The 18,656-nt window shown below is 73.0% G+C and carries 19 protein-coding genes; 9 read left to right on the top strand and 10 right to left on the bottom strand.

The annotated features are described in order from the left end of the window. Positions 1-4: 4 nt before the first annotated feature. The 4 genes from ACILQ5_RS15730 to ACILQ5_RS15745 all read left to right on the top strand — a co-directional run bounded on the left by ACILQ5_RS15730 (position 5) and on the right by ACILQ5_RS15745 (position 2,298). Positions 5-847, top strand: coding sequence for an acyl-CoA thioesterase domain-containing protein (locus ACILQ5_RS15730; protein ID WP_395658962.1), 843 nt, complete (start codon positions 5-7; stop codon positions 845-847). Positions 848-900: 53 nt separating this feature from the next. After that, positions 901-1,188 (top strand): hypothetical protein, encoded by a 288-nt coding sequence (locus ACILQ5_RS15735; RefSeq protein WP_395658963.1) that lies wholly within the window; start codon positions 901-903, stop codon positions 1,186-1,188. A 284-nt stretch (positions 1,189-1,472) separates the two neighbouring features. After that, positions 1,473-1,829 carry a transposase gene (locus tag ACILQ5_RS15740; RefSeq protein WP_395658964.1) on the top strand — a complete coding sequence of 119 codons (357 nt, stop codon included), beginning with the start codon at positions 1,473-1,475 and terminating at the stop codon, positions 1,827-1,829. After that, positions 1,753-2,298, top strand: a complete 546-nt coding sequence (locus ACILQ5_RS15745) for a transposase (RefSeq protein WP_395658995.1) — start codon at positions 1,753-1,755, stop codon at positions 2,296-2,298. Before ACILQ5_RS15740 ends, ACILQ5_RS15745 begins: the two co-directional genes overlap by 77 nt. Positions 2,299-2,331: 33 nt before the next feature. Here ACILQ5_RS15745 and ACILQ5_RS15750 read toward each other — a convergent pair whose 3' ends face one another. Then, positions 2,332-3,102 (bottom strand): phosphotransferase, encoded by a 771-nt coding sequence (locus ACILQ5_RS15750; RefSeq protein ID WP_395658965.1) that lies wholly within the window; start codon positions 3,100-3,102, stop codon positions 2,332-2,334. A 136-nt stretch (positions 3,103-3,238) separates the two neighbouring features. Here ACILQ5_RS15750 and ACILQ5_RS15755 point away from each other — a divergent pair, with 136 nt between their 5' ends. Both ACILQ5_RS15755 and ACILQ5_RS15760 read left to right on the top strand, forming a co-directional pair. Further along, on the top strand, positions 3,239-3,742 hold the full coding sequence (locus tag ACILQ5_RS15755; protein WP_395658966.1) for a hypothetical protein: 504 nt from the start codon (positions 3,239-3,241) through the stop codon (positions 3,740-3,742). After that, positions 3,666-4,526 carry a hypothetical protein gene (locus ACILQ5_RS15760; RefSeq protein ID WP_395658967.1) on the top strand — a complete coding sequence of 287 codons (861 nt, stop codon included), beginning with the start codon at positions 3,666-3,668 and terminating at the stop codon, positions 4,524-4,526. Before ACILQ5_RS15755 ends, ACILQ5_RS15760 begins: the two co-directional genes overlap by 77 nt. A 25-nt stretch (positions 4,527-4,551) precedes the next feature. Here ACILQ5_RS15760 and ACILQ5_RS15765 read toward each other — a convergent pair whose 3' ends face one another. Then, entirely contained in the window at positions 4,552-5,286 is a 735-nt protein-coding gene (locus tag ACILQ5_RS15765) for a hypothetical protein (protein ID WP_395658968.1), read from the bottom strand. 55 nt (positions 5,287-5,341) lie between these two features. Further along, on the bottom strand, positions 5,342-5,842 hold the full coding sequence (locus ACILQ5_RS15770; RefSeq protein ID WP_395658969.1) for a GNAT family N-acetyltransferase: 501 nt from the start codon (positions 5,840-5,842) through the stop codon (positions 5,342-5,344). A 92-nt stretch (positions 5,843-5,934) separates the two neighbouring features. Here ACILQ5_RS15770 and ACILQ5_RS15775 point away from each other — a divergent pair, with 92 nt between their 5' ends. The 3 genes from ACILQ5_RS15775 (at position 5,935) to ACILQ5_RS15785 (ending at position 8,257) form a co-directional block, all read left to right on the top strand. Further along, positions 5,935-6,594 carry a TetR/AcrR family transcriptional regulator gene (locus tag ACILQ5_RS15775; protein ID WP_395658970.1) on the top strand — a complete coding sequence of 220 codons (660 nt, stop codon included), beginning with the start codon at positions 5,935-5,937 and terminating at the stop codon, positions 6,592-6,594. A 101-nt stretch (positions 6,595-6,695) separates the two neighbouring features. After that, the gene (locus ACILQ5_RS15780) at positions 6,696-7,109 is read left to right on the top strand and encodes a YciI family protein (protein WP_395658971.1); all 414 of its coding nucleotides are present in this window, start codon (positions 6,696-6,698) and stop codon (positions 7,107-7,109) included. 14 nt (positions 7,110-7,123) lie between these two features. Further along, positions 7,124-8,257, top strand: coding sequence for an RNA polymerase sigma factor (locus tag ACILQ5_RS15785; protein ID WP_395658996.1), 1,134 nt, complete (start codon positions 7,124-7,126; stop codon positions 8,255-8,257). 9 nt (positions 8,258-8,266) lie between these two features. Here ACILQ5_RS15785 and zwf read toward each other — a convergent pair whose 3' ends face one another. The 7 genes from zwf to ACILQ5_RS15820 all read right to left on the bottom strand — a co-directional run bounded on the left by zwf (position 8,267) and on the right by ACILQ5_RS15820 (position 18,610). Further along, positions 8,267-9,712 carry a glucose-6-phosphate dehydrogenase gene (gene zwf, locus ACILQ5_RS15790; RefSeq protein WP_395658972.1) on the bottom strand — a complete coding sequence of 482 codons (1,446 nt, stop codon included), beginning with the start codon at positions 9,710-9,712 and terminating at the stop codon, positions 8,267-8,269. A gap of 35 nt (positions 9,713-9,747) precedes the next feature. Then, positions 9,748-10,932, bottom strand: coding sequence for a low temperature requirement protein A (locus ACILQ5_RS15795; RefSeq protein WP_395658973.1), 1,185 nt, complete (start codon positions 10,930-10,932; stop codon positions 9,748-9,750). After that, on the bottom strand, positions 10,929-12,206 hold the full coding sequence (locus tag ACILQ5_RS15800; protein WP_395658974.1) for an anthranilate synthase component I family protein: 1,278 nt from the start codon (positions 12,204-12,206) through the stop codon (positions 10,929-10,931). Before ACILQ5_RS15800 ends, ACILQ5_RS15795 begins: the two co-directional genes overlap by 4 nt. After that, on the bottom strand, positions 12,203-12,769 hold the full coding sequence (locus ACILQ5_RS15805; RefSeq protein ID WP_395658975.1) for an anthranilate synthase component II: 567 nt from the start codon (positions 12,767-12,769) through the stop codon (positions 12,203-12,205). The genes ACILQ5_RS15800 and ACILQ5_RS15805 overlap by 4 nt, the downstream gene beginning before the upstream one ends. A 115-nt stretch (positions 12,770-12,884) precedes the next feature. Then, complete coding sequence (locus tag ACILQ5_RS15810) at positions 12,885-14,828, bottom strand: anthranilate synthase family protein (protein WP_395658976.1); 1,944 nt, start codon at positions 14,826-14,828, stop codon at positions 12,885-12,887. Positions 14,829-14,844: 16 nt separating this feature from the next. Next, positions 14,845-16,359 carry a glycoside hydrolase family 5 protein gene (locus tag ACILQ5_RS15815; protein WP_395658977.1) on the bottom strand — a complete coding sequence of 505 codons (1,515 nt, stop codon included), beginning with the start codon at positions 16,357-16,359 and terminating at the stop codon, positions 14,845-14,847. A gap of 73 nt (positions 16,360-16,432) precedes the next feature. After that, positions 16,433-18,610 (bottom strand): HelD family protein, encoded by a 2,178-nt coding sequence (locus ACILQ5_RS15820; RefSeq protein ID WP_395658978.1) that lies wholly within the window; start codon positions 18,608-18,610, stop codon positions 16,433-16,435. Between the last annotated feature and the right edge of the window lie 46 nt (positions 18,611-18,656).

Raw genomic sequence — 18,656 nt, forward strand, 5'->3', positions numbered from 1 at the left:
GACGGTGACCGACCCGATCTCGTTCTTCACCCGTGCCGGCGACGACCTGCTGCCCGCCCCGCTCGCCTGCAGCATGTGGAGCGACGACCAGATGCACGGCGTCGCGCTGAGCGGCGCGCTCGCCTGGGCCGCGGAGCGCCGGCTGACCGCCGCGGGTCGCACCGACCTGCGGCCGGCCCGCTGGGCGGTCGACCTGTTCCGGCCGGCCCGGATGCTGCCGTGCACGCTGAGCGCCGAGGTCGAGCGCGAGGGGAAGCGGATCTGCCTCGTGGACGTGATCCTCACCCAGGAGGGCAAGCGGGTCGCGCGCGGCACCGCCACCTTCCTCAAGCCCTCGACCTCGGCCGAGGGCGAGGTCTGGGCGCCGACCGAGCGGCCGGCACCGCCCCCGCTCGAGGTGGTGCCGCCGGCGACCGAGCCGCGGGCGCCGTACGTCCGGTCCTCGGCGCCGTGGTCGCAGAACTTCCTGGAGCACCAGAACGCCGACCGCAAGACGTCGTGGAGCACCGCGGTCCCCGTGGTGCCGGACGAGCCGCTCACCGGCTTCCAGGCGGCGGCCTCGACCGCGGACGGCGCCAGCATGGTGAGCAACTGGGGCAGCCGCGGGGTGGAGTACATCAACACCGACATCACCCTCACCCTGGCCCGCGAGCCGGACGGGATCGAGATCGGGCTGCTCGCGACCGACCGCGTCGAGCACGACGGCATCGCGGTCGGCACGGCGACCGTGTTCGACCGCACCGGCCCGCTCGGCACGGTGATGGTCGCGGCCCTGGCCAACGCCCGGCGCACCGTCGACCTCGGCTCGGTCAGCTACACCGACGACGGGCGACGGCAGCGCAGCTGACCGCAGCTCGTGCGCTGGGTGAGGGACAGCTTCACCTGGGGTAGGAACTCGGCATGGAAACAGCCGCCCTCCTGCTCCTGCTCGTCGCGATCCTCGCACTCGTCCTGTGGTCCGTCCGGACCAACCGGGCCGTCGCGGCGGATCTCGCGGGCCGCCCCGAGCGGGAGTTCCAGGTCGCCGGGCTCGACAAGTCCGAGGTGGTGGGAAGCCATGCCGTGTGGGGCACCACCCCGTGGCGGAACCGCCGCTTGCGCCGCCGGCTCGACGACGCGGCCGCGAAGATCGCGCGCTTCGAGGGCGAGCCCCCGGCCAGCCGCGCTGATCGGCGTCCGCGCGAGTAGCCACGGCTCCGCACCGGGCACCATCGCAGCATGTCCCTGCCCACGCTAACGCTGGAGACCGCTGGCCTGCACCTGCGTCAGTTCGCCGACGCAGACGCCGACGCGCGCTCGTCGGCGTCACCGGATGGCCGCGGTAGACACTGCTCCTGCGACGGAGCGTCCGGTTGAGGAGTGCCCCAGCGAGAGTCCCGAGGAGGTGACACCGAGTGTCACCGATGTTCTGACTGGGTGTGTCCCATTTGGCTGGGACTGCGCTGGCGGGCGTCGGCGGCACCGTGGGCGGCATGACGTACACAAGTGACCTGACCGACGAGCAGTGGGAACTGCTGGAACCGGTGTTCAACACGCCCGGCAAGCGCGGCCCCAAGCACGCACCGGACCTGCGGCGCGTGGTGGACGCGATGCTGTACGTCTCCCACACCGGTTGTCAGTGGCGGTTCCTGCCCGAGTCGTTCGGGCCCTGGACGCGGGTGTGGTCGCAGTTCCGCCGGTGGTCACGCAACGGCACCTGGGCGCGAGCGCTGACGGTGCTGCACGTAGCAGCGCGGGAGGCTGACGGTCGCGCTGAGGCGACGCCGTCGATGGTGGTCATCGACACCCACCTGGCCCGGGGGGGCCAACGGTGGGGTCAGTTTCCATGACCGCGGTGGCCCCTACGGCCGGACCAAGGGGGCCAAGCGCGTCGTGGCGGTCGACGTCACCGGCCTGCCGTTGGGAGCCCTCGTCGTGCCGGCATCCACTCATGAAAACCGGACCACGGAGCTGATGCTGGAGCACCTCACCAGTCAGGGCGTCACCGCGCGGCTCGAGCTGGTTCTGGTGGACCGCGGAGTCACCGCGGCCGCGGCTCGCGAGCTCGGGCGGGACTACGACCTCGAGCTGCGCCGGGTCGGCTGGGACGACAAGCAGCCGGTCTTCCGCCCCATCCGTCACGCGTGGCGAGTCGAGGTCGCCCACGGGCGACTCGGACGTGCCCGCCGGCTGGCGAAGTCGTTCGAGAACACCACCGCCTCGGCGACCGGCTGGCTGCAGGTCGCCTGCATCGCGACCACACTGCGCCATCTGTCCCGCGCGCATACCCACCGGTCGGCGCAGCGGCTCGCAGCCTGAGTGCCGTTCGGTCTGTTGAGCAATGCGGCAGCATCAGTGCTTGGACAAGGGCGCGACTGCTCGCCGCCAATCATGAGCATGTTCGTTGATGAACTTCGTCGTCCCGAGCCAAAGCTGCCCATGGCCCGCGTCGTACATCGATCCCCACGGCTCACCGCCGCTCTCGTGCGATCGCTTCAGCAGTTCGTGCATAGCTGAGGCTCGCTGCGACATGGCCGTCGGTAGCGCGGACCGCAAGCCGGGATCTGCCCGGTATCCGTCCACGAAGGCAGCGAGACGGGCCGCCGCGGCCTCGGCATCTGCGTCGGGGAACAGGTGACCGAACGAGATTGCCGCGTAGGCGAGGTCCCACAGACGCGAAGAAGGCCCTGCGCCGTCCCAGTCGATGAAGACGAGCCGGTCGCCGTCGATGACGAGGTTCCAGGTCGCCAGGTCGTTGTGACACAGGAGGTCCGGTTCGTTGGCTGGGAGCAGCACGTCCCAGTTGTCCGGAACTGGTAGGCCGACGCTGGCGTCATGGATAGAGCGCACCAGCGCCCCTACGGCATGGATCACCTCAGTGTCCAAGGGAGCCTCAGACATCGCGAGCCTACCGGGGACGAACTCGAGGATCAGCCGGCCTTGATCGTCGCGCCCGCGGGGCTCTGGGACGTCGATCCCTCGTTGCCGTAGCGCGAGCATGTAGGCCACCGTGCGCTCCGTCGTCACCAGCCACGGCTTCCGCACTGTGTTGCCAACCCGCACGACGGCGGCCGACGCATTGCCCCCGGTCAGGTGTTCCTCTGCGCCCCCGTCACCGTCCATGGTCCTCACCGTACGGGCGCGACTGCGCGCGTCCTTCATGTCCGGCAGACATCAGGTTCAGGGTTGGCCCCAAATAGGACACACCCAGTGAGGCATCACGGTTGACTCCTCGCGAACTGCGAGTATAATCGAAGATATGTTCGACTCGGCGGACCAGCTCGACCTGGTGGACCTGGAGGTCCTGGTCGCGCTGCTCGCCGAGACCACGGTCCCCGGGGACGAGGCGGCGCGGGTCGAGTGGCTCGAGGCCCTGGAACGGGTGAAGTCGGCGGCCTGTGCGGTCCAGGCCCGGATCACCGGTGCGGTGGTGGGCGACGGGGAGCCGACCCGCAGCGTGGGGGCGCAGGTCGGGCTGGCCCGGCACGAGAGCCCGCACCGGGGCCGGCGGCTCACGGGGCTGGCGGTGGCGCTGGTCGACGACCTGCCCCACACGCTGGCCGCGTTGGAGCGCGGCGACATCAACGAGCACCGTGCCCAGCTGGTCGCCGACGGCACCCGCGACCTCTCCGAGGCCGACCGCCGGGTCGTGGACGCCGCGCTCGCCGACCGGCTCCCCGTCCTGGGTGACCGTGAGGCTCGGGCTGGCCACCGCCCGCGCGGCGATGCGGGTCGACCCCGCCGGTGCCACCCGGCGCCGTGACGCCGCGGTGTCCCGCCGCCACGTGTCCAGCCGCCGGCTCGCCGACGGCACCGGCCTGATCGCCGGGGTCGTCTCCGAGGTCGACCACGCCGCGATCATGACCTCCCTGCACCGTGCGGCGGCCACCGACCGGGCCCGCGGGGACGACCGGTCGACCGCCCAGCTGGTCGCCGACCACTTCGTGGCCCGGCTCACCGGCCAGGTCACCGCCCAACGCACCCCGGTCACCATCAACCTCGTGGTCTCCGCCGAGACCCTGCTCGGCGGCGACGACGAACCCGCCGACCTCCACGGACCCGGCGGCACCCTCGGCCCGGTCCCGGCCGCGATCGCCCGCCGCCTGGTCCACGCCTCCCCCGAGCACGCCACCCGGGTCCGGCGCCTGTTCCGCGTCGAGGAGACCGACCACCTCGTCGCGATGGAGACCACCACCCGGACCTTCGACGGCCTGCTACGCGACTTCATCACCCTGCGCGACCAGAGCTGCCGCACCCCCTGGTGCGGCGCCCCGCTGCGCACCACCGACCACATCACCCGCGCCGCCGACGGCGGACCCACCACCGCCCACAACGGCCAAGGCCTCTGCGAGAAAGGCAACCTCACCAAAGAGACCCCCGGCTGGCGACACCACACCACCACCGGCCCCCTCGAGCCCCACACCGTCCAGATCACCACCCCCACCGGACACACCCACCACTCCCGCGCCCCCGACCCACCCCCCCCCCCCCGAGCCCAAAACGACTGGACCGAGATCGAGACCGGCCGCTGGATCCTCGCCGCGTGAACGCGACCACCGGGATCCGCGCGGTCTAGGCAGACGCGGAGCGCGTCCCGAACGCGACCCGACGTACCTCACCCGTCGAGCTGCGGGCCACGGCACCGAAGCCGTGCGGCCGGCCGGCGTCGGCGTTGGTCCCGAGCTCGCTCCTGGGGACGCGGGCGACCCCGTCGTGGCAGACGAAGCCACCCGAACCGCTCCCCAGCGCGGAGCCGTCGTCGTAGTGGTAGTGGCTCGTGACGCGCCACCGGCTGCCCTCCACGCAGTCCACCACGATCATCCGCTCGGTCAGGTGGCCGGGCCGGGGGTACCGGACGACCACGACCAGCTTGCTGTTGCTGACCACCGTCCGCTTCGCGCGGTCGGCGAAGGCGGCGACGCACGGATGTCCACCCTGAGTCCGCATCAGGACGCCGGCCGAGCTGGTGTCGCCGTCGACGTCGAAGGAGGTCGTGAACGCATGGTCGGTCGCGGTCACCCGCAGGGGCCGGTCGGTCTCGTCGGCCGTGCCGAGGATCGGGTGGTCGTACTCGCCCCGCCACCGTCCGTCGCGAACGTCCTGGGCGCTGAGGCCGACGCGGGTCGAGCCACTGTCGAGGATCCGCTGACGCAGCCGGAAGGTGCCCTCGCCGTCCACGCAGGTGGTCCGCACCGTGGTGACGGTCCCGGCCACCGGGGCGGTCCGGGCTTCCGCGCCGGCGGGGACGGCGGCGAGCAGGCCGCCGACGAGGGCAGCGAGGACGGCCGGACGGACGAGCGGTCGCATGGGTTCTCCCGAGATGTCGACGCGACGGACGGCCGCATCCTGTCACGACGGTCGCCTACGCCGCCGTCGTCGTCGACCGGACCCGCCGCGGGTCCACCGCGAACGAGTAGCTGACGGTCGCCCCGTCCCGCTCCGGATCGGCGTCGGGTGCCGCCCGCGACATCATCCGGGCGACCGCACGGTTGCCGGCACCCGCGTAGACCTCGACCCGTTCGATGCCACGCGCGGCGAGATCGTCGAGGAGCGCGGCGGCGAGCGCGGAGCCGACCCCCTCCCGCTGCCGGTCGTCCGCGACGACCAAGGCGATCTCGGCGGCGCGACACGGCCCGATCCGGACCCAGAGGCCGTGCGCCACCAGGTCGTCGCCGACGAACCCCAGCAGGGCTCGCCCGCTCACCCCCTCGGGCAGCAGAGCCCGCACGAGCGCCGGCATCGGCCGCGGTCCGATCGCGGTCTGGAAGCGGAGGTACGCCGAGTCCGGGGAGAGCCCCGCGAGCAGGTCGGTCACGGCGCCGGCGTCGGCGGCCGTCGCGGGGCGGAACGTCAGGGCGCTCATCGGGCACCTCCTCGGGGTGGAAAAAGAATACGACCGATCGTACTATTTGTTTCCCGGACCACGGCACCCCGCCGACCTAGGATGTGACCGAGATGCAGGCCACCACCGACGACCCCGGGCGGGAAGCGACCGACGGACGGATCCGCCGGGGCGACCGGACCCGCCGCGAGGTGCTGCGCGTCGCCGTGGACGTCGCATCGGTCGAGGGCCTCGACGGCCTGTCGATCGGGCGGCTCGCCACGGCGCTCGGCATCAGCAAGAGCGGCCTGATCGGGCACTTCGGCACCAAGGAGGAGCTCCAGCTCGCCACGATCCGGGCCGCTCGGGCGATCTTCGCGCGGAGCGTCATCGAGCCCGCGCTCCGGAAGCCGCCCGGCCGCGCGCAGGTGCAGGCGCTGCTCGACGGCTGGCTGGAGTACTCCAGCGACCGCCGCTTCCCCGGCGGCTGCTTCTTCGCCCGCGCGTCGCACGAGCACGCCGCCCGGCCCGGCGCCGTCCGGGACGCGCTCGCCGTCGTCGACGAGGAGTGGCTCGGGCTGCTCGCGGAGTCGATCCGTGGCGCCCAGGCGGTCGGTGAGGTCGCCGCCGACGTCGACGCCGCGCAGCTCGCCTACGAGCTCGACGCCTACCTGGACTCCGCCAACCTGCGCTCGCTCCTCGGCCGTCCCGGTGTGTACGAGCAGGCCGCCCGTGCGGTCCGGGACCGGCTCGACGCCGCGGCCGGCGTACCGGACGTCCGGCGACCCTCCTGATCCGGAACTTCCCGGCCGACCGATGTCGAGAACGGCTGGCCGGCTCCGTCCCTGGGGTGTGCCGACCACAATGGCGGCACCGGAGACGAGGAGAGATCGCGATGGCGAAGTACCTGCTGCTCAAGCACTACCGCGGTGGCCCGACCCCCACCGAGGCGAGCTGCATCCCCATGGACCGGTGGACGCCGCAGGAGGTGTCGGACCACATGGCGTTCATGCAGCACGTCGCCGACCAGCTCAGCGAGCGCGGCGAGTTCGTCGACGCCCAGGCCCTCTCCCCCGAGGGCACGTTCGTCCGCTACGACGGCGAGGGGCGGCCGCCGGTGACCGACGGTCCGTTCGTCGAGACCAAGGACCTGATCGCCGGGTGGATGGCGATCGACGTCGAGTCGGTCGGGCGCGCCCACGAGGTGGCGGCCTACCTCTCCTCCGCACCGGGGGCAGGCGGCCGGCCGCTCGGGGAGTGGATCGAGGTGCGGCCGTTCCTGGAGGAGCTGCCCACCATCACCGAGTGAGCACCGAGCCGGGGATGGACGAGCTGGTCCGGGAGCTGGCGCCCCGGGTCCTCGGCGTCCTCGTCCGCCGCGGAGGAGACTTCGCAGCGGCCGAGGACGCCGTTCAGGAGGCCCTGGTCGAGGCAGTACGCCGGTGGCCGGACGACGTGCCCGACGACCCGCTGGGCTGGCTGATCACCGTGGCCTGGCGCAAGCTCGTCGACGCGGGCCGCTCCGAGAGCACCCGCCGGGCCCGCGAGGAGCGGTTCGCGGACGACCCCGGGCCGGGCGCGACCGAGGAGCACGACGACACGCTGCTGCTGCTGTTCCTGTGCTGCCACCCGGCGCTCACCCCGGCGTCCGCGGTCGCGCTCACCCTGCGCGCGGTCGGGGGCCTCACCACGCGACAGATCGCCGACGCCTACCTGGTGCCCGAGGCGACGATGGCGCAGCGGATCAGCCGCGCCAAGCGCACGGTCGCCGACGCCGGGGTCGGCACACCGGGCGACCTCGGACGGGTGCTCAAGGTCCTCTACCTGGTGTTCAACGAGGGCTACTCCGGCGACGTGGACCTGGCCGCCGAGGCGATCCGGCTGACCCGCGCGCTGGCCGCTGCCAGCGACGAGCCCGAGGTCGGCGGGCTCCTCGCGCTGATGCTGCTCCACCACGCGCGCCGCACGGCCCGCTGGGCGCCGGACGGCGCCCTGGTGCCGCTGGCCGACCAGGACCGCACCCAGTGGGACACCACGCTGGTCGCCGAGGGCGTCGACGTGCTGCAGACGGCGCTGGCGCGTGACCGGCTCGGTGAGTACCAGGCGCAGGCCGCGATCGCCGCCCTGCACTGCGACGCCCGGTCGGCGGACGAGACGGACTGGCCGCAGGTCCTGGAGTGGTACGACGAGCTGCTGGCGCTCACGGGATCGCCCGTGGTCGCGCTCAACCGGGCCGTGGCGGTCGGCGAGGTGGACGGCCCGCTCGCGGGGCTGGCCGCGCTCCGCGGCGTACCGGAGGACGTGCCCCGCCGGACCGCTGCCGAGGCCTGGCTGACCGAGCGTTCCGGTGACCTCACGGCCGCGCGGGACCTCTACGTGCTCGCCGCCGCCCGGGCGGGCAACCTCGCCGAGCGCGACCACCTGACCCGGCAGGCCGCCCGCCTCCCGTCGACCTGAGGAGCCCGGCTACTGGCCGAAGTCGTTGTGCTCGCGCCAGGACCGCTCGAACGGCAGCCGCCACGCGTGCGGGGCGACGAGCTGGTGGATGGCGTTGGGGCCCCAGCTGCCCACGGGGTAGATCCGCACCGGCGGCGGGCTGACCAGGAGCGGGGTCGAGCGCTCCCACAGCGTCTCGATGCCGGCCGCGGTCGTGAACAGCGTGTGGTCGCCGCGCAGCGCGTCGTGGATCAGCCGCTCGTACGCCTCGAGCACCGCGAGCGAGGACGACGTCTCGTGGGTGGCGAACTGCATCGAGAGCTTCTCGAGCTTCATGCCCGGGCCCGGACGCTTGCCGTAGAACGAGAGCGACATCCGGGACTGGTCGGCGAGGTCGAAGGTGAGGTGGTCCGGCCCCTGGGTGCCGGCGTTCGAGCCGCGCGGGAACATCGTCAGCGGCGGCTCCTTGAACGCGATCGAGATGATCCGCGCGCCCTCGGCGAGCTTCTTGCCGGTGCGCAGGTAGAACGGCACCCCGGCCCAGCGCCAGTTGTCGATCTCGACCTTGAGCGCCACGAACGTCTCGGTGTCGGAGTCGTCGGCGGCGTCGTGGTGGTCCCGGTAGCCGGCGTACTGCCCGCGGACCACGTTGTGCGGCTCGATCGGGCGCATCGAGCGGAACACCTTGAGCTTCTCGTCGCTGATCGGGCCGGGGGCCAGCGAGGTGGGCGGCTCCATCGCCATGAAGGCGAGCACCTGCATCAGGTGGGTCACGACCATGTCGCGGTAGGCGCCGGTGGCCTCGTAGAACGAGGTCCGCACCTCGAGGCCGAGCGTCTCGGGGACGTCGATCTGGACGTGGTCGATGAAGTTGCGGTTCCAGATCGGCTCGAAGAGGCCGTTCGCGAAGCGGAAGGCCAGGATGTTCTGCGCGGCCTCCTTGCCGAGGAAGTGGTCGATGCGGAAGATCTGGCTCTCGTCGAAGACCTGGTGGAGGCGCTCGTTGAGCCGGCGCGCGGACTCGAGGTCGGTGCCGAACGGCTTCTCCATGATGATCCGCGACTGCTTGACCAGGCCCGCCTCGTCGAGCTGGCGGACCACGTCGAGGGCCGCCTTCGGCGGGACGCTGAGGTAGTGCAGGAAGTCGACCGGCCGGCCGCCGCGGGCCAGGTCGGTCTCCGCGGAGCGCACGGTCTCGGCGAGCGCGGCCGGACCCTGGCCCTGCGGCACGTAGCTGAGCAGCCCGGCGAACCGCTCCCACTCCTCCTCGGTCATGCCGTGCTTCTTGAACTCGCTGCACGACTGGTGGGCGATCCGCACGAACTCCGCGGTGTCGATGTCCTCCAGCGACGTGCCGACGATGCGGGAGTCCTCCAGGAGCCCGGCCTGCCACAGGTGCATCAGGCCCGGCAGCAGCTTGCGCTTCGACAGGTCACCGGCTGCGCCGAAGAGCACGATGACGTGGGCGTTGTCCATGCCCTCCACGGTAGCCAGATCCGGTTGCGCCCACATCACGCCGACGTGAACGACCTCTCGACGCGGGCGTGGGCCCAGAGCGCCGCGAGCACCCCGGCGGCGAGCAGCCACACGGTCCCCTCCGCGGCGAGCCCCGTCGCCACGGCGACCACCGCGGCCACGACCACCATCGGGACGGCGACGCACGCCGCACGTCTCAGGTCGCGCCGGAGGAGGTGCACGCCAGCGGAGAGGACCGCGTAGCCGGCGTACGCGGCCGCCAGGATCCAGCGGACCCGGTCGTCGAGGTGCGCGTGCGGGTCCGCCACCAGCCCGCCCAGGACCGCGGCGACGGTCGCCAGGGCGAGGGTCGCGACCAGGTGGACCGGCCACGACAGCCGGGCGCTGATGCCGCGGTCGGGCACGAGCGCGGCGCCGGCGTACCCGAACCGGACGGCGGCCGCCCAGAGCGCGAACATCAGCGCGAATGCGCCCGCTCCGGTGAGCGCGAGCGCCCGGTTCCAGGTGGCCTCGCTGGCGGCGTCGGTGATCTGCACCAGGCCCTCGCCCAGCACGATGATGACGAACAGGCCGAGCCGCTCGCCCAGGTGCGGGACGTCGGCACCGACCGCCTCGACCGTCTCCGGCAGCTGCTCGTGGCGCTCGGCGCTGCGTCGCCGCGAGCGCCGCACCCGGTCCAGGCGCTCCTGGGTGCTCGCGAGCAGCCGGTCGTGGTTGACGGAGACGATGAACCACAGGTCGATGGCGAGGCCGAGCGCCCAGAGCGCGTACTGGACGGTGCCCTCGAACCAGAAGGACACCACCCAGGGCACGATCCCGCCGCCGGTCTGGACGATCGGCAGGTCCGTGACGACGGTCGAGCGCTGCCACGGCCGCGCGGCGAGGAACCGGCCGACGACGTACGCGACCGCGAACCCGGTGGCGTGCTCGTCGTGGATCTCGGGGACCGCGGCGGCCATCACGCCGAGCACGAACATCGCGCTCAGGATCACCGAGACGTGCGTCTCCTGGCCGGCCACGTTGCTGTAGAGGGTGAAGCAGGCCCAGATCATCCAGATCGCCGTGTAGGCGATGACGTAGACGCTGATGCCGCCGCCGCTGGTGTCGTCGACGAGCAGCCGGGCCAGCATGCCGATGCCGGCCACCGCGACGAGGTCGAAGAACAGCTCCAGCCAGCTGGCGTGCCGGTCCTCGGTGGCGCTCTGGTCGCTCGTGCTCATCGCTCCCCCAGGGTCCGCAGCAGGCGCTCGGCCTTCCACCGCGACTCGGCCCACTCCTCGGTCAGGTCGGAGCGGACGGTGATGCCGCCGCCGGTGCCGAGCCGGTAGCGCCCGTCCCCCGACGTGGTGAGGCTGCGGATCACGACGCCGAGGTCGGCGCGTCCGTCGGCGGCGATCCAGCCGAACGCGCCGGAGTAGGCCCCGCGCGGGGTCGCCTCGACGTCCTCGATCACCTGCATGGTGCGCAGCTTGGGCGCACCGGTCATCGAGCCGGCCGGGAAGAGGGCGCGCAGGGCGCCGACGGTCGTGACGTCGTCGCGAAGCCGGCCCCGCACGGTGCTGACCAGCTGGTGCACGCTCTCGTAGGACTCGACCGACATCAGGCCGGGGACCACGACCGTGCCCGGCTCGCAGACCATCGACAGGTCGTTGCGCAGCAGGTCGACGATCATCAGGTTCTCCGCGCGGAACTTCGGGTCCTCGGCCAGCCGGTGCCGGTGCTCCTCGTCCTCCTCGGGGGTCGCGCCCCGCGGGGTGGTGCCCTTGATCGGCCGGGTCTCCAGGGTGCGGTCGGCGGTGACCACCGCGTAGCGCTCCGGGCTGCTGCTCAGCAGCCAGGCCCGGGCACCGGGCACGTCGTGCTGGAGGAACCCGGCGTACGGCGCCGGGTTGAGCTCCCGCAGCCGCAGGTACGCCGCCACGGGGTCGACCTCCGCGGGCACCTCGAGCCGGTAGGTCAGGTTCACCTCATAGGTGTTGCCCGCGTGCAGCTGCTCCTGGACCCGGTCGAAGGCGGCGGCGTAGGCGGCGTCCGGAGGTCGAGGTGCGGGGGCGCCCTGCGCCTGAGTCTCGACACCACCCGCTGACGGGGCGGCGACCGCGTGCTCGAAGAAGCGGATCTCCCGCGGCCGCATCCAGACCGCGTCCGGGACCTCCCCGGCACCGGGTGCGGGGACGGCGGCGGGGAGGTCGGCGCGGCAGGCGTAGCCGAGGTAGCCCACCCAGTGGTCGGTCGGTGACCCGGCCGCGAGCTCGGCCTCGAGCGCCGCGAACACGTCGTCGCCCACGACCTCGGCGCGACCGCCGATGTGCCGGGTGACCTCGCGGGACGCGGCGGAGTAGGTGAGCGACACGTCGTCGTCGTCGAGCCACCCCACCATCGAGCGGCGGCCCGACCAGTCCCGGGCGCCCCCGCCGTCGAGCCAGAAGCACCGCGGGTGGGCGGCGGCGACCGAGGCGAAGGCCCCGGCCGGATCGGTCGTCGGCCGACTCACGGCCGCCCCAGGAAGTTCGCCACCAGCCGGGCGCCGTGCTCGGACAGCACCGACTCCGGGTGGAACTGCACGCCCTCCAGCGGCAGGGTCCGGTGCCGGACGCCCATCACCACGTCGCCCGTGCCGGCGGTCACCTCGAGGCAGTCGGGGACGACCAGGGCCGCGAGCGAGTGGTAGCGGACCACCGTGAACGGGTCGGGGATCCCGGCGAGGACCCCCCGCCCGTCGTGGCTCACCGGCGCGGTCTCGCCGTGGGCCGGTGCGACCCGGCCGACGGTGCCGCCGTACGTCGTCACGATGCCCTGCATGCCGAGACAGACCCCGAGCACGGGGCGGGTGGCGCGACGCAGCACCTCGCCCCCGACCGCGAAGTCGGCCGGGTCAGCCGGGTGGCCCGGACCGGGCGAGAGCACGACGTGCGAGTGCGCGAGGACCTCGTCGGCCGACACCTCGTCGTGCTGCACGACGGCCGGGAGCGCCCCGGTCACGGACGCGACCAGGTGGACCAGGTTCCACGTGTAGGAGTCGTGGTGGTCGACCACGACCACGTCGGGCGTGGTCACGGCGACAACCTACCGAGAACGGGGCGGTCCGGAGACGGCGAAGGGCCCGATGAAGCTGGGGGGCAGTCTTCACCGGGCCCACGAGCGGTCGCCCGCCGTTGTTGCCACGAAGAGCCTAGCCCTTCGCGCCTCCGATGGGTGCACGATCCAGCAGAAGGTCCGCAACGATTCGGTGAAGCAGGTCGTAGCCGTGCTCGGTGAGGATCGACTCGGCGTGGAACTGGATGCCGCGGTAGTGGGGGCCGGCGACCAGGTGGATGTCGCCGCTCGCGGGGTCGGTCTCGACCTGGACCCCGTCCGGAACCCCCGCGTCGCCGACCCGGCCGACGAAGGTGTTGTAGAACCCCACGCGCTCGGTGCGACCGTCGATGGTCACCGGGGACTGGGTCCCCTGGAACACGATGTCCTTGTAGGCCAGCGGCAGCCCCAGGTGGTGGCAGAGGGTCTGGTGGCCCAGGCAGACGGCGAGGAACGGCCGCTCGGTCGCCATCAGCTCCGCGACCGCCGCACGGAGCTGCGCCATCTTGGGGTCGTCGCCGTCGCGCGGGTCGCCCGGCCCCGGCCCGACGATCACCAGGTCGAAGCCGTCCAGACAGCCCGGCACCCAGTCCTCGTGCCGGACGACGGTGGAGGTCATGCCGAGGACGCCGAGGACGTGGCGCAGCATGTTGACGAAGTCGTCCTCCCCGTCGAGGACCACGACGCTCATCCCGGCCAGGCGCGGGTCCGGCGGCGAGCCGCCCTGGTCGGTGAGCCAGAACGACGACAGCCGCCGGTTGCGCGCGTTGAGCGCCAGCAGCACGTCCTCGTCGTTCACCAGCTCGGCGACGTTGACGCTCGGCGTCGGGGCGGGCTCGACCAGCCCGAACGCGCTGAGGATGCCTCCGGCCTTGGCGTGCGTCTCCGCGACCTCCGAGGCCGGGTCGGAGTCGCGCACGAGAGTCGCGCCGGCCGTGACCGTGAGCCGGCCGTCGAGGTCGACGTCGGCGGTGCGGATGACGATCGGGCTGTCCACGACCGGCCCGCCCTGCGCGTCGCGGCCGAGGATGGCCAGCGCCGCGCCGTAGTAGCCCCGGCCCTCGGTCTCGTACTGCTTGATCAGCCGGCAGGCGTTCTCCACCGGCGACCCGGTCACCGTGGCGGCGTACATCGTGTCGCGCAGCACCTCGCGCGGGTCGCGGGCGGTGCGGCCGGCGAGGAGGTACTCGGTGTGGATCAGGCGGCTCATCGGCTTGAGGAACGGTCCGAGCACCTGGCCACCCTCGTGGCAGATGTCGCACATCATCTTCAGCTCCTCGTCGACGACCATGAAGAGCTCGTAGATCTCCTTCTCGTCGCGCAGGAACTCCAGCAGCCGGTCCCGCAGGTCGCCGTCGTCCTCACGGGGCAGCCGGAAGGTGCCGCTGATCGGGTTCATCCGGACGTCGCCGTCGTGGATCGTCACGTGCCGCTCGGGGCTCGCGCCGATGAGGTAGCGGTCGCCGGTGAAGAACAGGAAGGTCCAGTAGGCGCCGCGCTCGCGCTCGAGCAGCCGGCGCAGGACGGCGAGCGCCCGGTCGGCGCCCCAGTCCGCGACCCGGGCCCGGTAGTGCCGGCCGACGACGAGGTTGGCACCCTCGCCCTGGCCGATCTCCTCGCCGATGATCTCGCCGACGAGCTTGGCGTACTCCTCGTCGTCGGTGTCGAACCCGCCGCGGTCGGCGAACTCGATCGGCACCTCGTCGATCGCCTCGACGACCTCGGCGACGGTGAACTCCAGCTCGGTCTCCACGTCGACCACGACGAGCGGGGTGCCGTCGTCGTGGGCCTCGAACCCGCGCTCGCGGACCTGCCGGAACGGGACCGCCAGCAGCCGGTCGGCGATGTGCCCGTCCTCCGGCACGCCCTCGGCCAGCGGTACGTCGAGCAGGGACTCGACCACGCTCCGGCGGCCGCCGACGATGCCGACCGTGTCCCGGTCGCCGGCACGGGTGGACCGGCGGATGATCGCCCACGCCTCGTGCCCCTGGACGGCCGCGATGGCTTCCCGGGCTGAGGGGGTCGTGGACGCGTCAGTCATGCGCCGAGCCTAAGGCTCAGCCCAGCCGCAGCCGGAAGGTGTCCGCGACGCAGCCGCGCAGCACGGTGTTGCCGAGGGTGTGGGTCCGGCGCAGGTGGCTGATGCCAGTGGCGCGCACCCGCTCGTCGGCGAACCGGGCGGGCACCCACACCCGCAGGGCGCAGCGCTGCGCGCCCGGGGTGTGCCGGCCGGCGAGCTCGAAGGCGCCGGTGCGTCCGTCCGAGGTCAGCCTCGTGGTCCGACCGGGCACCGCTCGCGGCACCGTCCGGCCGAGCACGTCTCCGAACGCCGGGTCGACCGGCTGCGCGACCTGGTCGGGGCAGGTGTAGCGGACCAGGCTGGGCGACACCGCCGCCGGCTGGCCGCCGGGCTGACCGGTCATGTGCGGGTCGCCGCAGGCCTGCTTCCAGTCCCACCACGCGCCGCCGTACCCGTAACGGTCCTCGGCACGGGCGTAGCGCTCGACCTGGTCGGCGCTCTCGGACGGCTCGCTCGGGAAGAAGCCCCACTCGCCGGACCAGACGGTGACGCCGTAGGACGCCGCCGCCTTCTGCGCGTTCGCGAACCCCTGGGCGATGGTGTTCGGGGAGAGCGACTCGGCGTAGATGTGGGGCGCGAAGACCAGGTTGCGGTCCTTCGTGAACCGGTCCGGCGTGGTCCAGTTGCCGAAGGCCGACCACAGCACGTTGGGCTCGAAGAAGACGATGTGCGAGAAGCCGCCGCCCTTCCGCTCGCCGCGGCGGATCGCGTCGATCGCCCGTCCGTAGAAGGCGCCGAGGTCGGCATCGTTGCCGGCCGCTGTCCCGAAGCCCGGCTCGTTGAGCAGGTCGAAGCCCGCGACCGTGCTGTCGCCGGCGAAGTCCTGCGCGAGCCGGCCCCACGTCGTGACGAGCTCGGTCTGGATGCCGTCGGTGTCGTCGTAGAAGTTCTGCCACGCACGCTTGACCGCGGGCGCGGTCTCGCGCTCCCCCGGGCGGCAGGTCGAGGCGCCGTCGGTGATCGTCGCCCACGCCGGGGCCCCGTCCCAGCCGTTGCTCGGCGAGGTGCCGGCGGGGCAGGTGACGTCCTGCGGGGTGTCGACCGCGATCCCCCAGGCGTCCTGGTGCATGTCGAGCACCACGTAGAGGCCGTACGACGCCGCCCAGTCGACCGCCTGGCGGACCTGGGCGACGTACTCCGTGTCGTAGGCGCCGCGGGTGGGCTCCAGGCGCGACCAGCTGATGATCAGCCGGACGCTGTTGAAGCCGAGCCGCGCGATCTCGCGGAAGTCGGTGCGGGTCAGCGGGATGGTCGTCTCGAAGTCGGGGTTGGCCTGGAAGTACTCGCCCAGCCCGTTGACGTTGACGCCGCGGAGCAGGACCGTCGCGCCCCGGGCGTCGACGACCGCCGCGTGCGCCCCGGTGGTGGCGTGCAGGCGGGGCAGCGGTCGCGGCTCGGGCGCGGCGCCGGCGGTGGCGGGCGCCGGGGCGGCGACGAGGCCCGCGGCGAGCGCGGCGCAGGAGGTGACGAGGGCGGTGAGGAGGCGGAGCACCCCCGGATCCTAGGGTGCGCTCCCGTCTCCCGCGGCCGCTTCAGCCGATCCTCAGGGCACCCGCGGCCGCCGTTCAGGAGACGGTCGTCAGCAGCTGGGTCGCGCGGGTGAGCACGACGTAGAGCGTCGCCCGTCCCGTCGCCGACTCGTCCTCGATCTCCTGCGGGCGCACGACCACGATGCCGTCGAACTCCAGTCCCTTGGTGTCCAGACCGGTCAGCACCACGACCCGGTCCTCCCCGGACGGGCTGACCGACGAGTCGATCGCCGCGCGGGCGCTCGGAGCGTGGTCGGCGAGCTCGGGCCAGGACGCCAGCCAGGCGTTGACCTCCGAGCGCCGGGCGACCGGGACCACGATGCCGACCGTGCCCTCGACCTGGCCGGCGACGGCGTTGACCGCCTCGCGGGTCGCGGCCTCGAGGTCGGCGACGTCGCGGACGACCTGCGGCTCGACGCCGGTCGACCGGACCGCGGTCGGCAGGTCGGCGTCGAGGCCGACCCGCTCCGCGTACGCCGCGGCGAAGGCGTAGATCTCCGAGGAGTTGCGGTAGTTCGTCGAGAGGTGGAAGGCGTGGACCTCCTTGCCCTCGAGCGCGGCGGCCCGCGCGGCGTCGGCCTCGGCGGGCACCGGCCAGGACGACTGGGCCGGGTCACCGACGATCGTCCACGACGCCGTACGACCGCGGCGGCCGACCATCCGCCACTGCATCGGCGTCAGGTCCTGGGCCTCGTCGACCAGCACGTGGGCGTAGGTGTCGTCCTCGATCCGGTGCGTCGGCGGGGCCCACGCCCGGCCGGTCGGGGCGTACTCCCGGTCGGCCGCGGTGAAGAGCTCCTGCATGTCGATGCCGCCCTCGAGCAGGCCGGTCTCGTCCAGGTCGCGCTCGTCGTCGGTGCGGGCGGGCACGTCGCCGATCGCGTAGCGCAGCTCGTCGAGCAGCGGCACGTCCTCGACCGAGAGGTCGCCGCCGGTCCAGGACTTCGACAGCAGCCGCTGCTCCTCGGGCCCCAGCACGCCGTCGGCGACCCGCGAGAGCATCTCGGGGTCGCGCAGCCAGTCGAACACCTCGGTCGCCGACAGCGGCGGCCACCAGGCCGCGGCGAAGTCGACGAACCCCTGGTGCGACAGCATCTCGTCGTCGAAGGCCTCGCGCCCGCGCTCGCGGCCCCGCTCGCCGCGGACCTGGCGCCACATCGCGTCGAGCAGCGTGTGCGGGACCCGCGGCAGCTGCCGGTTGCGGCGGCCCTGGGACATCAGCTGGCGGCGCAGGCGGCCGAGCAGCTGCCGGTCGAGGACGAGCGTGTCGTCGCGCCAGAAGATGCGGAACTCGCGCGGCGCGCCCGGGGCCTGCTGGCGGGCGACCCGGCGCAGCAGTTCGGCCATCCGCGCCGAGCCCTTGACGTCGGCGACCGCCGGCTCGTCGTGGCGGATCGCCCGGACCCCCTCGACGACCTCGCCGAGGGACCGCAGCGCGACCGCCGTCTCGCCGAGGCTCGGCAGCACCCGCTCGATGTAGCGCATGAAGACCCCGCTGGGGCCGACGATGAGCACGCCGCCGCTCTCGTAGCGGCGCCGGTCGGTGTAGAGGAGGTACGCCGCACGGTGCAGCGCGACGACGGTCTTGCCGGTGCCCGGGCCGCCGGAGATGGAGACGACGCCCTTGCCGGGGGCCCGGATCGCCTGGTCCTGCTCGGCCTGGATGGTGGCGACGATCGAGTGCATCGAGCGGTCGCGGGCGCGGGAGAGCTGGGCCATCAGCGCGCCCTCGCCGACGATCGGCAGCGACGTCTCGGCGTCGGCGTCGAGCAGCTCGTCCTCGACCCCGACCACGGTGCTGCCGGCGCACCGCAGCACCCGGCGCCGGACGACGTCGTGCGGCTCGGCGGCGGTCGCCTGGTAGAACACCGCGGCGGCGGGGGCGCGCCAGTCGATCAGCAGGGAGTCGCGGTTGGCGTCGCGCAGGCCGATCCGGCCGACGTAGCGGGGCTCGCTGTCGACCTCCTCGCGCAGGTCGAGGCGCCCGAACACGAGGCCCTCGTGGGCCGCGTCGAGCTGCGCGATCCGGCGCGCGGCCTGGTAGACCATCGCGTCGCGCTCGACCAGCCCGCCCTCGTGTCCCAGCCGCCCGCGGCTGTGCCCCTCCTTGGCGAGCGCCTCCGCGGCCCGGGCGGACTCTCCCAGCTGGACGTACACCCGATCCACGAACGCCTGCTCGGCAGCGATCTCTCGCTCCACCAGCTCTTCGGACAACGCTTGTCTTCCCCTCCGACCCGCAACCTTGCGAGTCGACAAGCGT

Source organism: Nocardioides sp., assembly GCF_044226305.1.
Lineage (GTDB): Bacteria > Actinomycetota > Actinomycetes > Propionibacteriales > Nocardioidaceae > Nocardioides.

Coding starts and splice junctions, on each gene's coding strand:
- ACILQ5_RS15765 (WP_395658968.1), bottom strand. CDS start 5,286: ATGCGACCGCTCGTCCGTCCGGCCGTCCTCGCTGCCCTCGTCGGCGGC.
- ACILQ5_RS15810 (WP_395658976.1), bottom strand. CDS start 14,828: ATGACTGACGCGTCCACGACCCCCTCAGCCCGGGAAGCCATCGCGGCC.
- ACILQ5_RS15750 (WP_395658965.1), bottom strand. CDS start 3,102: ATGGACGGTGACGGGGGCGCAGAGGAACACCTGACCGGGGGCAATGCG.
- ACILQ5_RS15740 (WP_395658964.1), top strand. CDS start 1,473: ATGACGTACACAAGTGACCTGACCGACGAGCAGTGGGAACTGCTGGAA.
- zwf (WP_395658972.1), bottom strand. CDS start 9,712: ATGGACAACGCCCACGTCATCGTGCTCTTCGGCGCAGCCGGTGACCTG.
- ACILQ5_RS15780 (WP_395658971.1), top strand. CDS start 6,696: ATGGCGAAGTACCTGCTGCTCAAGCACTACCGCGGTGGCCCGACCCCC.
- ACILQ5_RS15755 (WP_395658966.1), top strand. CDS start 3,239: ATGTTCGACTCGGCGGACCAGCTCGACCTGGTGGACCTGGAGGTCCTG.
- ACILQ5_RS15785 (WP_395658996.1), top strand. CDS start 7,124: ATGGACGAGCTGGTCCGGGAGCTGGCGCCCCGGGTCCTCGGCGTCCTC.
- ACILQ5_RS15795 (WP_395658973.1), bottom strand. CDS start 10,932: ATGAGCACGAGCGACCAGAGCGCCACCGAGGACCGGCACGCCAGCTGG.
- ACILQ5_RS15735 (WP_395658963.1), top strand. CDS start 901: ATGGAAACAGCCGCCCTCCTGCTCCTGCTCGTCGCGATCCTCGCACTC.
- ACILQ5_RS15775 (WP_395658970.1), top strand. CDS start 5,935: ATGCAGGCCACCACCGACGACCCCGGGCGGGAAGCGACCGACGGACGG.
- ACILQ5_RS15770 (WP_395658969.1), bottom strand. CDS start 5,842: ATGAGCGCCCTGACGTTCCGCCCCGCGACGGCCGCCGACGCCGGCGCC.